This is a genomic window from Bacteroides timonensis, from assembly GCF_000513195.1.
Classification (GTDB): Bacteria; Bacteroidota; Bacteroidia; order Bacteroidales; family Bacteroidaceae; genus Bacteroides; species Bacteroides timonensis.
The window spans coordinates 1-17,683 of sequence record NZ_CBVI010000052.1 but is presented as its reverse complement, the minus strand read 5'-3'; the positions used below and the strand labels follow the sequence as shown (position 1 = coordinate 17,683).

7 protein-coding genes are annotated in these 17,683 nt (G+C 44.6%); all 7 read right to left on the bottom strand.

Annotated features, from left to right (window positions below; translation table 11 throughout):
* Nucleotides 1–172: 172 nt before the first annotated feature.
* On the bottom strand, nt 173–1,069 hold the full coding sequence (locus BN161_RS10970) for an Rpn family recombination-promoting nuclease/putative transposase (RefSeq protein WP_044265990.1): 897 nt from the start codon (nt 1,067–1,069) through the stop codon (nt 173–175).
* 556 nt (nt 1,070–1,625) lie between these two features.
* Complete coding sequence (locus tag BN161_RS10965) at nt 1,626–4,451, bottom strand: glycosyl hydrolase family 28-related protein (RefSeq protein ID WP_044265987.1); 2,826 nt, start codon at nt 4,449–4,451, stop codon at nt 1,626–1,628.
* Entirely contained in the window at nt 4,435–7,839 is a 3,405-nt protein-coding gene (locus tag BN161_RS10960; protein ID WP_052356233.1) for a PA14 domain-containing protein, read from the bottom strand. The genes BN161_RS10965 and BN161_RS10960 overlap by 17 nt, the downstream gene beginning before the upstream one ends.
* Nucleotides 7,840–8,025: 186 nt before the next feature.
* Nucleotides 8,026–10,623, bottom strand: a complete 2,598-nt coding sequence (gene xyl3A, locus BN161_RS10955; protein ID WP_044265982.1) for a xylan 1,4-beta-xylosidase — start codon at nt 10,621–10,623, stop codon at nt 8,026–8,028.
* Between the two features lie 54 nt (nt 10,624–10,677).
* Nucleotides 10,678–14,367, bottom strand: coding sequence for a glycoside hydrolase family 2 protein (locus BN161_RS10950; RefSeq protein WP_044265981.1), 3,690 nt, complete (start codon nt 14,365–14,367; stop codon nt 10,678–10,680).
* 433 nt (nt 14,368–14,800) lie between these two features.
* Nucleotides 14,801–15,538, bottom strand: a complete 738-nt coding sequence (locus BN161_RS10945) for a DUF3823 domain-containing protein (protein ID WP_044265978.1) — start codon at nt 15,536–15,538, stop codon at nt 14,801–14,803.
* A gap of 19 nt (nt 15,539–15,557) precedes the next feature.
* Nucleotides 15,558–17,603 (bottom strand): RagB/SusD family nutrient uptake outer membrane protein, encoded by a 2,046-nt coding sequence (locus tag BN161_RS10940; RefSeq protein WP_044265975.1) that lies wholly within the window; start codon nt 17,601–17,603, stop codon nt 15,558–15,560.
* Between the last annotated feature and the right edge of the window lie 80 nt (nt 17,604–17,683).

Sequence of the window (17,683 nt, the reverse complement as noted above, 5' to 3'; positions counted from 1 at the left end):
TTTGCCAACGTGTATTTCCTAAGCCTGTAAGGCTTGCATCTTAGAGATAGAGACAGAGACATAAACCTACCTAGGGTGTATGTAAGAAAAGCTACATCGGAAAACAGAACGCCCCGCCTGCTTCTCATAAAACGAAAATCGGGCGAGACGAAAATGAATAGTATCTTGCTATTTATAATTCTTCTATGTCTTTGATGGCTAAACCCGTCACTTGGTGGATGACCTCGAGGGAGACATTCAAGGCTTTCATCGTGCGGGCATTCTCTATGTTTTTCTCCTGCTTTCCTTGCTCAAGCCCTTCTGCCAGTCCTTGTTGTCTTCCTTCTTGTCTTCCTTCCTCCGCCGCCGTACTCAGCACATCATTCTGAATCATCACGGCATTGATGTGTTCGTCATACGCCAGTTGTTCCGACCTGTCCATATTGTAATAAATCAGTTTGCGGCGTGCCTCTTCCAGTCCGGGAGCTTTCGTATCGGGGCGGATGATACCGGTTTTCAGATACTCTATCCACTCCTCAAGCGGGGTGACGGCCACCTTATTGAACTCATTCACACGAATCAGGAAGTATTCGGGGAAGATTTCGGCAGGCAGCTTGCGCACGATAGCGTTCTTCTCTTTGGTGGTGACCTCCAGAAAATCGCCCGTATGCACGCCCACAAAGGAGTTCTGGCCGTGGTACAAGTAATCGTTGCCCTTACCAATGTCGAAATAGAGAATGCTGATGGAGTACACTTTCTTCACCTCCGAGTAAAGTTCTCCCAGTTCGATATGCTCCGTGATGGCCTTGGCAACGCCGAAGAGGATGCGCTCCAGATAGTATATTTCGCGCGTGTTCTGCACCTCAACAATGATGATTTCATCCTTGCTATTGCGCGCCTTGATGTCCACACGGTTGAACTTCTCGTTTTCACGTTGCTGGTTGCCCTCGCTTTCCAGTATCTCGACGATGCGGATAGGCTCGCCCAGCAACACGGTGAGGAAGCCTTCGAGCACGCCGAAGTTGGCTTTGTTGCGTAGCAAACGCTTCACCGCCCAGTCAAAACGTATATACTTGTCTTTCTGTTCCATGACTTTAGTTTTTTCTGCTTACGCACAAAGGTAAGCATAATTTCTGTTTCCAACGTGTCGGGAAGTGATTATTTGTTTGATTCGTTTCTGTACGGTTATGAGTTGAACCGGCACCTGAAATTTATCTTCTATTTTTACATCTGATCAGAGACGTTATCTGAGGTACCCTCAGTCGTTATCTCAGGCAGCCTCAGTCGTTATGCGAGGCTATCTCAGTCGTTATGTGAGGGTATCTCAGTCGTTATGTGAGATATACGCTTTTTAAATACCTGAAATACAAGTAATTACAACCTTGTATTTTCTTCTTTTTTTGAGAAATCAAAATCTTCGGACAAAAACGGGTGGTAATTTATCTTTAAGCTTATAATTGACAGTACGAAAGCAGTCTCCCCAACGAACAAAAGAATCGTTTTTGACGGGTTATGATTCTTTTCACCACAGAGTACGCAGAGTACACAGAGTTTTTATATTTCTAATTTATAGATAATTATAACCTCTGTGTACTCTGCGTACTCTGTGGTGAATAGCTTATTTAGGAGCAGGTCTGAAGCCCCATCTACTTCTTGTCAGAACCATAAATCAGCCCCTCTCCCGATTTATTAAACCGCAATCCGGAGAGATAATAGTTATTAGTGAGTTCTATTGATTTACCCTGTACGCCCAGTCTCGCATACCCTCCGTCTCCGGCGGCCGCGCCTGCTATTTCCTGGGCGAAATAAGAAGTATACACGTGCGCTTTGCCACCCCTGACGTCTACTCCCTGCGCACCGGAACGTGTGAAATTGGCTTGCTGGAACGACACAATGCCGTTGTTTATAATCGCCCCGAAAACAGGACTTCCCCAGAAGGCACTGTTGTACAACACAAGTTTGGCATCAGGATGAACCTTACCGGTGTTAACTTCATCTCCCATAAGGACATACGACCGCACCGGCTCATTGGGAATCTTAGTATTGACCAACTCCGAATTAACCGCAACGATTTTAGTATCCTTATCCGCATCTTCTACAAACAAGGAATAGGTGCATCCGTCAGAACCATGTCCTATAACGGTCATCTCTCCCGGATACCTGCCGGTTATTGCATCTTTCAGGAAATGTATCCCGTACACCGAACCATAAACGAAATTGTTGAAGATAGTCTGGTTCTTGACATCCGCAAACTTAAGCGCACTGCAATTGGACTGCACAAACCGCATCATAAATACCTCCGGATAGCCCTGTCCTCCCTCCGGAAGCCTCGACCCATAGTGAGGATTAAACTGCATATTGCGGATGAACCCGCCTTCGGCTCCGCCACCGACCCAGATGCCTGCCCTTAAAGGCACGCCACCCAGATAATCGACATAGTGGCCACTGGTGTCATGCGAAGCCAAGTCCACGCCTTTGTCGCCTACAGCGATGGTTACATTGATGATATACACCTTGGGGCCTTGTCCCTGTATCAGGAACGGGGTCTTCCGCAGGTTTTCAAGGCTATAACCATCCGAAGCGATATTGAGCTGCGCCAGCGTGATGCCCCTGATGCCCGCATTGGCTTCAAGTTGTATCAGCGAAGCGCCTTTTTCTCCGGCAGCTCCGCCATCATAGTTGGTAAATATGGCAGTTCCACCACTTTGCGTGTGATGCTGCACATCCCACGAGCCACGCAATTCAACTCCCGAAGGAACTTTGACAGGATTGTCCACCAGATACCTCCCCGCCGGCAAGTAGAGCGTACCGCCACCGGCAGCTTTCACCGCATCAAGCGCAGATTGCAATTCGGCCGATACATCTTTCGCAGGACGGTTATTATTGAAACCCGTCGCCCTTGCCAGGTCTGCTTTCAAGACATTGTCCGATGCCGGCCTCGGGTGTACGTCTATATTTGTTTTTACGTTCTTAGGTATGGGGTCAAAAGAGTACTTCTTCTCCGCAACCACTTCCACTTTAGCCGAAGTGCTGTGATTATCAACTTCCAGATTGCATTTATAGCCCGAATTAACCGACTTCAGCGTATGCATATCAGCACCCAGATATACATGTCCGGCATTCTTCTTGAAATCGCATTGAGACAGCAATACATTGCCGCTGTTTATCTTAAGGGCATAATCTCCGTATTCGCTAAACGTACAGCTTTCAAACGACACTACTCCATCGCTGCCATCGCTTACAACAGGTCCGCTGAAATCCACGCCGTTGAATTGTACCGAGGTGCTGAAATCCTTGTAAAAGTATACGGCATTGCCACCTCCGGCGGCTCCAAAAGAAGAATTGGATATAAGTATGCCATACGGATTGACATCTTCCACATACAATCCATTCCCGCAATTATCTACATGCACCTCATACAGCTGAGCGTTCGGGGCATCGGCAAAGCCGGGTTCACGTCCAATCCATACGCCTGTCTTGTAACCTGATACATGCAGATAAGAAACATATTCCCAGTCTGAACGGTGCATCTGGTATCCCGTGCCGTTCGCTTTTGTATAGGCTGTTACGTCAGCCAGAGAAGGTGCTCCCGGAAGACCAGATTTAGCCCAATACTCAGGACTTATCCTGACATTCTCAATACGCCCGATATCGGTACATACGTGCACTTCAACACCTTTATTAAGGGCTGTGATATAACTATCCAGCACATAGTGCAACTCACTCGGCGCAGAATTGAAGCCGTTGTAAGAGTTGACGAGAGTGACGTGTTCTATCGTAGCGCAATCTCCCTGGGTCTGGAACAATGTCCACGGATAGGGTTTCACATCATTGATGTCCTGCTCAGGATACCAGATGGAGAGATTGGTAACTCCGGTGCCCGCATTCATCTCGATGAACCTGTCAGCTATGCTTGTATAGGTCGTGCGGAGTGCATTGCCCGCCTGTCCGTCGTTCCACCAGCTCTCCACATTTCCATCATAATTCGGTGCATCCTCGCCTACGCGCACTTCAAGAATGGTTCCGAGGACTTTTCCGTTATTGACCTCCGGATTGGCCCAGTCGCCACGGAGTTGCACTCCGGGATGGAGGCGCAAAACATATTCAAAGTGGAAATCTTTCTTGCTTTCCGAGCGGCCTTGGCGAACTCTGACATTCTTTGTGCCGAGTTGTGTACTGCGGAATTCATAATTCCCGGCAGGTATATACACTACCCCGCCGCCGCTTTTATACGCAGCGTCAATAGCCGCCTGAAAGGCAGCCCTGTTGTCAAATCCCGGTTCGGCTTTAGCGCCGAAAGCAGGGTCGGTCACAACAAAGTCGGATATGACCCAGTCCTTTGTCGGATAAGTGGTCTTGATACTCTGCTGGAGCGCTTGCTCTTTTTGTGCCTGCGAACAGGCAATGTTCAGAGGAAGCAACGCCAGCAGCATCAGTATAGTCGCCACTCCCGATTTAGAAATTCTTTTCATGGAAAGAGTATTTGATATAGTTACACAATATTTTCTTGGCCACTTCAGCAGGCCCCGACGAATCATCCAGATTGTCTGCAATATCCAGTGAAGAGAAAATAACCTTTCCTTTCCCACAAGGAATGATTCCTACGGCTGCGCCCAACTCAAACGGAGTGCTCCGATAAGAGCCGGCTACCAATTCTTCTCCTTGCATACGGAAGCCAAACCTCTGGTCGCCATTCCTCACCACCGACTGGTAAGGCCAGTCCAAGGCGCCGTCCACCGGAAGCCCTGCAAACAAAGGATGCTCCTTCACAAAATGGATTCCGCCAATCCAGTTCTTCCCGACGTTGTAATAGCCGTTATATACCGTATTCGTATATTCCGCCACAGCCTTCATCCAAGTTTCGGTAGAGCCAAGCAAGATTAAAGTGGTGCCATCATTCTTCACCCGCTCGAATAACTTTTGCGGAGCAATGGCGGCTGCGCTCGGCCGAGACCATTTTAATTGTATCTGACCGGACTGGCGTGTCTGGCTATATACCACCCGCACCCTCACCGGTTTTCCGGCCTCCATAACCACAGGCCTGTCCTGCTTCATAGGAGAAGAATTATTATACTCATCAATCAACTGCCTGTCGTCAACGTACATACGCACGCCGCAATTGGTTTCAACACCCAGCAGATACTGTCCGGACTCAGGCGGACATATATCCCCTTCCCATATCACCGAGAAAGGCTGATTGGCAGGAACAGACTCATCAGGCTGTGCCCCGCCTACAAAAGTCCGGTTAAGTTCCGTATCCGGCTTAATGGAAGCTACAACATTCATAGCCGGATCACTATACCAAGTGGCCTTCAAAGTAGAATTTCCATTCTTATCCTTGAAAAAGCCTGATGGTATGACAACAGGTTCATCCAACGATGAACGGTTCACAACAAGCCAGTCCAGTTTGCCGGTTTCGGAAGTAAAGGCCGGAAGTTCTTTCCCGGTAGTCGCCTTATAGAAAGCGGCCACTTTATCATTCTCACTCCCATAATAAGCCCCATTGCCGGCCAGGTCATTTGCCTGCCAGCCTACAGCTACTACTTCATCGTGCCCCTGGGCGCATATCTGCTGATTATCAGCTTTTATATCAGCCAGTATGCGGTAAGTTCCTTCCTTGCTGTTTACAGGAATCTCCACATTCTCCAACAAAAGCTGGCCGAACGTTTCACCACCTTCTATGTTGACCTTTTCAGTCCGGGTATAAACCACTTTTCCATCGGGGGCAACCACTTTTATCTCCAGAGCATGGTTGCCTTTCAGGTTCTTCTCATTCACAATATAGAAATCTACGATTGCACTGCCCGGAAGTTTTACAACTTGATTGCGCGAAGCAACGGCTACATACAGCGGTTGGTTATAGTACGCCAATATAGAAGCATCCCCTTTGGGATTGCGGTAGATGTCTACAATGCCGGAATGGTTATCATAAGGCATTGCTTCCCAGCCGTTCACCATGTAGGCATCACCCAGATTCTGCATTCTCATCCCCTCAATGCGCCTGCCCTGATGTTCGAATGACACATTAGCCATAGAACGTGTCAGGTCATCAAGAGTGCCGAAGTGGGACGCCAGCCCTTTCTTCTGAAAATAATCAGTGAAAGCCTTATACTGGCTCTTCCAGAAAAGACCATCCCAACCGGTTTTACCGGTGCGTTCCACTTCGTCATTTATCAACCGGATGCGGGGAGGAGTAGATATCGCTCCTTCTTCACCTCGCAGAAAGACTTCCGTGCGGTTGCCGGTATACATGAGATTATCCTTCGGCCCTTTATAGTATTTTTCCACCCAAGTCTCCGGTCCTCCGGCACGGTGGTTATCGTGCCATCCCTTGCGGTATAACGTCGTGTCAAACGGCATCATGTGTGCTTTGGAATCCTCTTCTTTATCTTCACTGCCTGCCCAACCGGACGTAAACGTCATAATTCTGCTGGGGTCTACGGCATGTGCCTCACGCATATCATCCATACGCTTAGCAACAAGCTCCTTGTCCTGTGACAACCGACCGCCAAATTCATTAATCAGATTAAAGATTACGAGGCTCGGATGACTGCGGTCACGATGAACCATGCGTTTCAGTTTCTCATTCACAATCGTACGGATAAACGGGTCGTGGTTGGCCGAATGGAATGAACCCGGTTCTTCATAATAGAGTAATCCCAACTCATCTGCTTTTTCAAGAACCACCGGACTACCTATGCAGCGATGAAAATTCAACATGTTCAAGCCTAACTTCTTAGCTGTAAGAACCTGCTTTTCGGCCATCTCGGTCGTTGCTATCAATCCCGTAACCGGAAAGTATCCCCAACTGATCGCACTTTTCAGCATCACACGGCGACCGTTCAGACGCAGCACCGCGTCCTTTCCCACACCATCTGCAGCGAACCAACGGAAGCCGAAATTCTTCTTATCCTGATCGAGTATCTTTTTCCCCTTCTTTATCTGAATATTGCAGGTATACAACTCTGGAGTAGAGAGGTCCCATAGCTTGGCATCAGGAACATTTACAGGTATTGTCACCTCATGATTTCCCGAAGGAAAAGAAACCTTTTTCAACGTCTGCCGGAACACAACTTTATCCGGATTAGCCTTTTCACTCACTGTAAGTTCAATATCCCGCTTCGCATCAGAAGACGTTTCGTTAGCGAAAGAAACAATGGCATTCACCTTAGTCAACTCAGGAGTATTCTGCATATAGATATCAGAAATAAACACAGGATTCACACTCTCCAGCCTGACCCTGCCGATAATTCCGCTGAAACTTCTTGCAGGGGGGATATTATACTCTCCCCATTTCAGTATATCGAAGTCCTGCCAGTGGAAATTACCTCCGGGATTGGTGACACGTACTGCCAGTAATTGTTCTGTCCCCGGCTTGGCCTCATCGGTAATGTCTACACGAAAAGGAGTCTCACCAATCAGGTCGTAAGCCACAAGTTTACCGTCAAGATAAACTTCTGCACGCATCCTGACTGATTCAAAGTAAATAATAAAGCGTTTATTCTTCTGGTCAGCAGGAATCGTAATCTTACGATACCACCAACTGACTCCCCGGAAATCTTCCGGACGGGGATTATCAGAAACGGTGAGATATTCCTCTACCGTACCCGGTACTTCGACAGACACAGCCTTAGGGTTGTCATCCAGAGCTTGCCAACCACCTGTAGGCTGATTCTCAGGCAGCAAAGACAAGTCAGTTATCTCGTGCGGAAGATAAAGGCGGTCATTCTGCCAGCTCGCTTCCTTATCGAGCCATAGTGACCAGCCACTTCCCGTCAATGGGAGGGTATATCTTCCTTCTCCGGCATTAGCAGAAAAGACAAAAAGGAAAGAGAACATAAAAAGGAAATACTTCTTCATAAATATTAGTGTTAAAAAGTTTACTCTATTACAAATCGTGCGGGATAAGTGATGAAACTACCAATAAGTAGTTACCCAATTACCTATAGGTAGTTTGCCAACTACCACGTAGTAGTCAGCAGATTACCTATAGGTAGTTAAAGATTGTTCAAACAGCCTTTAAATATCATTGCAAAAGATCGCGTTTCAGTTCTTCAACGTAACTATTAGTCTCCGTAGCACTTTCTCATCCGAAGTTCCGCCATAGAGCAGTTCATACTTACCGGGAAGAACCTCCATCCGGTTGGTTGCCGGATTAAAGCATTCGAACGTTGAGGCGGGCAATTCAAACAGAACATCTTCCGCCTGACCGGCTTTCAGAGAAATCCTGCGGAAAGCTCTCAGCGTTTTAATCGGCCCTTCCTTATCACCGGGATTACGCAGATAGACTTGCACTACTTCATCTCCTGACAGTTTACCGATGTTCTTCAACGGTATGGTTAAAGTCAGCCCCTCACCTGCCCGAAGTGTTGTCTTATCCGCCTTAGCCTTACCATAGTCAAAAGTGGTATAGCTCAATCCATGTCCAAAAGGAAACAGAGGTTTCCCCTTGAAATAGCGGTATGTACGATTACTCATATCGTAGTCCTCAAAATCGGGCAGATCACTGCTCGATGCATAGAAAGTAAGCGGCAAGCGTCCGGCAGGATTATAATCACCAAACAGGACATCTGCAACGGCTGTTCCTCCCTGCTGACCGGGATACCATGCTTCAATAATCGCATCCAAGTTTTCCGCTTCCCAAGGTAATGCCAGCGTACTGCCGGAACACAATACAAAAACAACCGGTTTACCCGTTGCCTTCAAAGCTTTCAGCATCTCTTCCTGCACCTGAGGCAGATCGATATTGGTGCGGTCACCTTTTCTAAATCCGGGAAGGTCAACCGGCATTTCTTCACCTTCCAGTGAAGAAGAAAGTCCGCCAACAAAGATAATCACTTCAGCTTCAGCCGCTTTATCGGCCACTTCCTTATAATTTATTTCTTTCTTAATACCTATATCAAATTTCAATGAAGCTTCTCCGCCAGCCTGAAAATACTCTAATACAACCTTATAGGCTTTGCCCTTCACTGCATTCAGATTATACATTTTCTCTCTTGTAGCTCCATTATGCCACTCAGAGTAAACCTCTCCCCCATCAATGAACAGTCGGGAACCATCATCCGCAGAAATAATGAAAGAAACTTCGCCGGACTCCTTCGGGGTATATACCGACTCAAAGCGCGCCGAGAAATCGTGCAGATTTACTCCCGGCATAAATACGGTGTTACCCCCATTACCAAAGTTCAGCGGCTCACTAAAATGACCGACAGCCACCGCTTCACCTTCCAATTCCTTATTATTCCAGAAGGTTGCCTTAAAGCCTTTCTTCCCGTCATACGAGCAACAATCGAAGTAGCTAAAAACAGTCTGTGTATTTACAAAATCACAACCTTTCTCATAATATACAGCTCCTTCGGGAAGTTTACTTTTAATGCCCTCAAGGATGGTAACAGATTTAGTAGGGAAACCGTTATAGTTTGCCCAAAGCATCACGGAGTCATTGGCATTAGGCCCCAGCACGGCTACTTTACGAACAGATTTACTCAATGGCAAGATATTATTCTTGTTCGTCAGCAATACCATACTCTTACGTGCCATCTCCAAAGCCTTGGCTACATGTTCTTTTGACTCTACAACCGAATATGGTATTTCAGACCACGAAACAAGTGTATTATCATCAAACATGCCCAACTGGAAACGAGCGCGCAATAAACGGAAAACCGATTCATTGATTTTGTCTTCTGATATCAATCCTTTCCGTACCGCTTCATTTAAAGAAGAATAACTGCCGCCACATTCCAGGTCTGTCCCTGAAACAACAGCGTCAGCCGAAGCTGCAGCAGCCGTAGGATGGGTTTCATGATGATTAGGGTAGTAGAAATCTCCGATAGCCCCACAATCTGAAACCACAATATCATCATATCCCCAGTCCTCGCGCAAGATACGAATCAACAATTGCTTGTTAGAGCAACACGGTTCTCCTTCATAGCGGTTATAGGCGCACATCACCTCTTTTACTTTCCCTTCCGTCACCAAGGTTTTAAAAGCGGGCAGGTAGGTTTCCCATAAATCGCGCTGGGAGATATTCTTGGCATCAAAGCTATGCCTGTTCCATTCCGGACCACTGTGCACGGCATAGTGCTTGGCGCAAGCATGTGTCTTATCATATTTTCCGGTGCCATCACCCTGCAAGCCTTTCACTACGGCCAATCCCATCAGAGAGGTCAGATACGGGTCTTCTCCATAAGTTTCCATACCTCGTCCCCAACGCGGATCACGGTATATATTGATATTCGGAGTCCAAAACGTCAATCCTTTGTAACCATCCCGTTCACCCTTACGTTGAAAATCATGGTATTTGGCACGGGCTTCATCCGATACGATACAGAAGGTTTCATGAACAGCTTGATTGTCGAAGGTAGCGGCAAGGCCTATCGCCTGAGGAAAAACAGTTGCTTTTCCGGCGCGCGCCACTCCGTGCAGTGCTTCATTCCACCAGTCATATGCCGGTATTCCGAGACGTTCAATGGCTGGCGAGCCATTTTTCATCTGGCTGACTTTCTCTTCCAGAGTCATACGTTTCAACAAGTCCCACGCCCGTTCGGAAGGTGATAAATCCGGGTTTCTGTAGGGTTCATTTTGTGCTGTAGCCACCAGGGCTACAGCACTCAAACAAAAGGATATCAGAATTTTCTTGACCATAGTATTTTGATTGTATCAGTAAAATCAGAATCGTATCAAACTATTCGTTGCTTGCTATTTCAATAATTCATTTATCATGTTCACTAACAGCTTTCCAGCTATCGGGTCGGTATCAGCCTTCTCCGTACACATGGTAGAAACTGTAGCCAATCCCTTTCCATCCTTTATCTGCAATAAGGTTAAACCTCGCATCGAATCGATTTTACGAATACGATCTTCCGGCTTTCCACCGTCGATATAAGCATGAATCTTCATCTGCCCTGCCAATTCTATCAGGTTTTCATTCCGGTTTACTTTCAGGGTAGCATTGCAAGCCAAAGGAATTTCTCTCTTATTATTATTGAAATAACGCAGTTCCAATACATCAATACCATCAAACACCGGTGCATCATTGCGTTCCATATTCACGATATCACCCTCTGTCGGGATAATCCAACTCGTGATATGTTCAGGATAAATAGTCTTCGCAACTTCTTTACTATTCAGTAAAAGCAACTTCCCTCCCTTTGACTGATAAGAGCGAAGCATTTCTCTTTCTTCGTTCGTACACTCGGTCAATCCGGAAATAATGCAAAGATTAGCTTTCAGTTTCGGATTCATCATTTCTTTTATAGTAGAAACCGCCTGATAGTTTATATGAAGGAAATCAAATTTGTTTTTCATGCCATCTTTATCCAGAAGAAGCACTTTTTTACCTTCTGCTACTTGATTGATGTTCCAGTCTTTACGGGCCAACAGCAGATTATATTCATTTTCCGATACCGGTAAGCCATTCTCAGTCAACTTCAATACCAATTTAGCTTTCACCTTGTCGGCCGGCAAGTTAACCGGTAATTGGATATTCGGTTCAATATAGTAGCGTCCATAATGCTTCACAGCCGGGAGTTCCTCACTACCCCAAACCAGTTTCTTTCCGGTTTCATCCTGTACTTCCCAACGCAACAAAGTAGGTTTCAGGGCTGTACCATCCTCGCGGTCATTCACTACATAAATACGTGTCTGCAGTTTATCTCCACCATAAAGATTACGTCCCCATAACTCAGCACTTACCAACACAGGTTGCAAAGCACGCTTCAATGCGTAATACGTAGGATATGGCTCAATATTCTGATAATCATAAACCTGACGGAACCAAGTGAGTAGGGCAAAATGCATGATACCCGATGCCTGATCGTTGGAACGGCGGAGCGCTTCAGCCAATTCTCCGGTTATAAACGCCTGCACGTTAAGGAATGATTTAGGATCTGAGAAGTCATAACATTCATAGCCTATCAGAGATTGAGGGTTCTGATGAATCAACTGATAAGAACGGGTCGGATGTCCGGTTTCATTATTCGGGTATCCGGTTGACATCTCCTGGCTGATAAGCGGACGTTCGGGCATCTTAAACCTCTGCTGGAATTCTCCGTTGAAGAACCGGAAGAGTGAGAAATCATACCAGTTATAATAAGCATGCATATCATCGATGTCGCCATCATCTATGCTATTCATAAAGTCAGCACCATACTTTTCCTTTTTGCCCTTTGCCTGATAGTTGGAGTCGAAGCAAATGGGGCGTGTAGGATCAATGCGACGCATTTCTTTTACCACATCCGAAATCACACGGTATTTCTCCTTAGCACGTTCCAGATCATTATCATTATCGTAGAACTTCATTTCATTATTCACCGTCCAGAAAAGCAGTGAAGGATGGTTACGATACTTTTTCAGCAAGGTGAGGAATTCTTCCTTCCACATTTCAATCAGTTTTGCATCAGGCAACGGGGTGGAATGAATCATCAGCCAAGGCCAGGTACCTTCAAAACTAACGCCGATACCATTTTTGTCAGCAGCTCCCATCCAAAGTTTATTCCACGGAGTGGTGTGGGTACGGGTGACATCTATGTTGCCGGCCTTCATCAGTTGCATGAAAGTATTAGCCAGATTCAAGTCGTTCGGAGCAAGGGCAAACGGAATGTGATTGCCACCACGCAGCCAGTAGCGATTACCGTTCAGGAAGAACAAGCCTTCCTTCACTTCAAAAGTACGGAATCCGGAAGTCTCTGACAGACAGTCTAATTCAACACCTTTGGCAGTAACCAGCCTAAAACGGAAATCGTATAGATTAGGATGATGAGGTGTCCAGAGACGAGGTTTTAGTCCATTCACACTGTAAGTGAACATCTTTTCTTCATCAGCATTCAGCACCAGTTTTTGCAAAGAAAGACTACTGTAAAGCACAGAGCCGGTTTCTTTGTCCACAATGTCAGTATAAAGATCAAACTGATTCTTCTTACCACTATGATTCTTTACAGTCAGGTCAAAAGTAGCTCCCTCCAGAGTAGGTTTAATAAAGACATCTTCCACCTTCACCAGGTTGGTGATAGTAAGTTTTACCGGCTGCCAGATACCTGCAGGCTCATCACCATAAAATCCATGTGCTATATCTTTCAGGATGTTATTCTTCACGGCAACCTTTCCGCCTTCTTTTTCACTTTCGCGAACAGAAGAATAGAAGAAATCAATAGCAGCACTACCGTTTTCAGAAGCACTTCCATCCGCCTTACGGGTCACTTTTACTACTACCAGATTTTTGCCGGGCTTCAGTAACTTACTTCCATCAACCTGTATTTCACCATACATGCCGATATGCGAACCTGCCAGCTCTCCATTAATATAAATCTCTGCTACCTTTGAAACAGCATCAAAAGTCAGAGTCATATTTTTGCCTTCAACACCAGCCGGTAGCTCTATCCACTGACGATACCAGGCAGCGTTCGTTTTTCTATAATCAAATGTATAACCCTCGCAACGATCGGTTTCCTGCTGGTAATAGGTATCTGAAACACCTTTGGGCTGAGGTCCCGTAGGTGAAGGCATGGTTTCCCCATGTAGCCAGATACGAATCGGGTTCCAGAAATTAGGCACAGACATTACATGCCAATTCTTATCGTCCGTAGCCGTGGATACCGCTTTCTCCTTATCGTCCAACTGATATCCGGGCATAAAGAGCCAATTACCATCCAGTGAAATATCCGTGCGTCCTTCCTCCAGTCTATTCACTTTCACAGGCGCATAATTTGCTCTTTCAAGCTGGCGCTTGCTTTCTTTCTCTTGCGGTGTTGCCACCTTGCGATATTCTGCAACTTTCACATTTTTCAATGCATCTTCTTCCAACGGAGTAACAACGAGGTCGTCAAACTCTGTTTCAATCCAACCGCCTCCCAAAGTCACAGGACCGGAAGGTGCCAAGTTGCTGTTTTTATCTGTGATATCCATCCGTGGTTCCTTCTCATCATTCAAGAAAACGCGAATACGGCTACCACAGACTTCTACCTTTAACTGATACCATTGACCCGGTACCGGATGAAATCCTAACGGACGAACGCCCATAAATTCATCCGTACCCATATATCCCATGCGCATCAGGTATAAATCATCTTGCAATCCGCCTTTTATACCAACTACATAACGATCAAAACGATTATTGGCACGAAATCCTGCCCAGATTTGAACTTGTTCCGCTTCTTGGGGAGCACGAGCTTTAAAGGACATAGTATAGTTCTTCCACGCAGGATCACCGAAACAAGCATAAGAGCCTTTTGAACGGAACACCCCGTCTGCAATGCTACATTCACCCCGTCCCACTGTTTTCAGTATTTCTCCCTGATCGGAAAAATTATTTTTCCATTCAGATTGCGCATATCCGGATAATGAAATCAAAAGGCATGCGACAATCCAAAAGGCTGTATAGAAATTCTTCATGATATTACAATATAGTATTATTTTCTGCAAATGTAGCTTCGACTCATTAACAGAAAGTGAAATAAATAATTAATTAGACATTAAAAAGCAATTAATCGTAGCTGGTACCATTACAAACCATCCAATAAACTTTTAAATTATGTTATGTTGCCATGATAATCAGCTTCGATACAAGATGCATATCCCTTTATCAGATTTGTAACCGACAAATAGAACAAAATGAGCCGCTTCGTATCATGTATATACCCTCCTAGTACTTGCTTCGTACCTGCTTCGCTATTCTTAGTTGCGTATAGAAGCGAAGAAAGTACGAACTGGGTATATCACAAAAGAGCTTCTGACCAAAAGCAGTATTAAAATTTTGTTCAAAAAAGAAGGAGAGCACTTATTACGGAAACAAATACCCTCCTTACTTACCTACCTACTTATTTAATCAATTCAATTTCAGATCGATTTTCTTGATATCAGTAAAGTTATACTTCTTGTAAGTGTCGTTACAGCACGCACCTACTCTTACCCAATAAGTATTGGAATATTTAATAGCAGCTTTAGAAGTTAACTCGATAGTTGTGCCCTCCTGATCATTAGTTATTTTCACAGAACCGGGAGTATAATTTCCGTCAGATTCTGTTCCACAATACTGCGTATGCGAAATATACAATTGTATGTTGTTTACATCAGGCATAGCAATTCCTTCTTTTGCTATTCTCTTAAATTTCACTGCACATTTCAAAAAATTATCAGAAGTCAAGTAAGGTTCTGTAACCCATTCTACTTCCAGATAAGGAGTAACAGTAAAGTTACGTTCTGCCATTTTCCCGTTCTTCAGTTCCACCGTTTCTCCTTCTGCATCATAAGGATAAAATGCGCCTTCCAACGGAATCATACGGTAAGTACCTGCAAACAGTTTAGAATTGGAATATGAACCGTCCTGCCTCATATTGAGGTTCTGATTCGTCACAACAATCGATTCATCACCACCCGCATAACTCAATTCCGTAATCTGTATCTTCATACTTCCCTGTCCCATAGCTGTTTGCAGAGGTTTACCATTATGGTCTACGACCTGCCCGAAGACACCTGCTTCCGGTGCATCATAATTATCCTTTTCACACGATGAAAAGCCTAAAACTAATGCAGTAACTAACAGCAAATTAAATATCTTTTTCATACTATTTTCCTTTTTCTAATTAATACTGATTATTTTGCTCAAGTAACGGATTTACCTTACGTTCACCATCAGGAATCTTATCATAGTAATTTTTAGTAGCAAATGTCAATGAGTTATTAGCTCTTTCACAAACACGGGTGTCAAAAATATACTTACCCACCGGATTGCCAGCTTCATTTACTGTTGCTCCTTTGGCAAACAAGAATGGAGACAGCATTCTGCGGCGATATTGATAAATCTGTGAATCGAAAGTAAACCAACGACGCAGATCCCAATAAATTTTATGCTCGAAAGCCAATTCTTTATAACGTTCTACACGAATGATATGCATACCTTCATTCGGAGCAAATACAAACGAACGGATACCTTGTCCACGTTCAATACCATCACGTGATACATTGGATAATTCTGCAGGGCTGGTCAGCAACTCAGCACCAGCTCTTGAGCGTATCTTATTGATACATTCGTAAGCATCCTGTTGCAGATCTTTTTCATCGATACTAGTAACACCATTCTGGTAAAGTTCCAATGCAGCTTCGGCACGATTCAATAATATTTCGGCATAACGAATATCAATCCAAGATTGTGTGGAACTATGCAACTGTGTTTCGGCAATAGTCCAGTTCAAATTCAACCATTTAGCCCCATGAAAGCCTGTCAATGTATTACTCGTTCCACCATTAGCCGGACCATCCATTCCACTCTTATTAAGTTTCGCACCTGTAGAAGTCTCATAAGGCTTTTGTTCTTTTATATTCTCGGCTGTTGTCAAAACGTTATTCTTGAACCAATCATTACTTGTATAATTGGCGGTAGTCTGTCCATCATCCTTTATAAACTTGGCAATAGGTGTAGACGGATCAATTTCCTCCTTTATTATACCAAAACGAATATCCAGTTCAACTCCTTTATAAGTATGTCCAGGTAATAAGATAGAGCCCCTTAAACGAGGTTCTGCATTGTCTAATAAGTCTTTAACATCATTGTAAACAATATAATTACCATCGTCATCCGTTGTTTTCAAGTATCCTGTTGCAGGATCAATAGGCAGACCATCAAACAGTTCTACCCAATCCAATGTTACATTATAACGGTCACCATAAGTTGCTGTCATACGAGGCGGACAATATACAGCATCAAAACTATGAACAAAGTCATTTTTACTATACTGACGGATAAGAATAGATTCATCACTCTTATCAGCATTCGCAAATATCTCACGGAAGTTGGCTTCTTTATCAGAGTTACCTTCATATAATTTATAACCACCTTCTTCTACAATCTTGGATGCTTTATAAGCCTGCATAAAATAATCATTGGCTCTCCCTGCAGGAATACCAGTAAGCATTTTGCCACTTTCACTTCCTGAATAATTAAATGTTTGTCCATAACGGGCAACAGAGCCAGCATACAAAGCAACACGCGACTTGAAAGCTGCTGCTACATAAGTATTATTTGCACGGCCTGCCACTTTGGTTTTACCTAAATTCTCAATGGCATAATCTAAATCTGAAAGAATAAAGTCTATACACTCTTCATGACTACTACGCGCTACCCACAATGCCTTCTCATCATCAGTCATTTCCTGTGGTGTTTCCAAAATAGGTACACCGCCATAGCGTTTTACCATCGCAAAATAAACATAAGCCCGAATAAACTTTGCTTCAGCAATCCATGATTCAGCACCTTTCAGCTTTCCCACATATGCAGGCAGATTAGCAATCAGATCATTAGCCTGGCGAATCGTTTTGTAACCCATACTCCAATATCCCTTTTGGGGAATATAAATACCTGTATTGTTACGATTTACAGTTTCACCCGTGCTGAGCATATCCCAAATAATGCAATTCCAGTTATAAAAACCATTGTAATCACCATCATTTGACATATTAAAATCTTCCATCGGCAACTGACTATACAAACCTGCCATATAGGCTGTAATACCACCTTCATTATATATATCTTCTCCCGACAGAATATTCTTAGGAGGAATATCCAAATCCTGGCATCCTACAAACAGACCTCCTATAGCAACACACATCAATATATTTCTTAGCTTTTTCATACGATAATCTCCTTTTACTTAAAATGTAACACTTGCACCAAAGTTATATGTTCTATTCAACGGATACATATATCATGAGT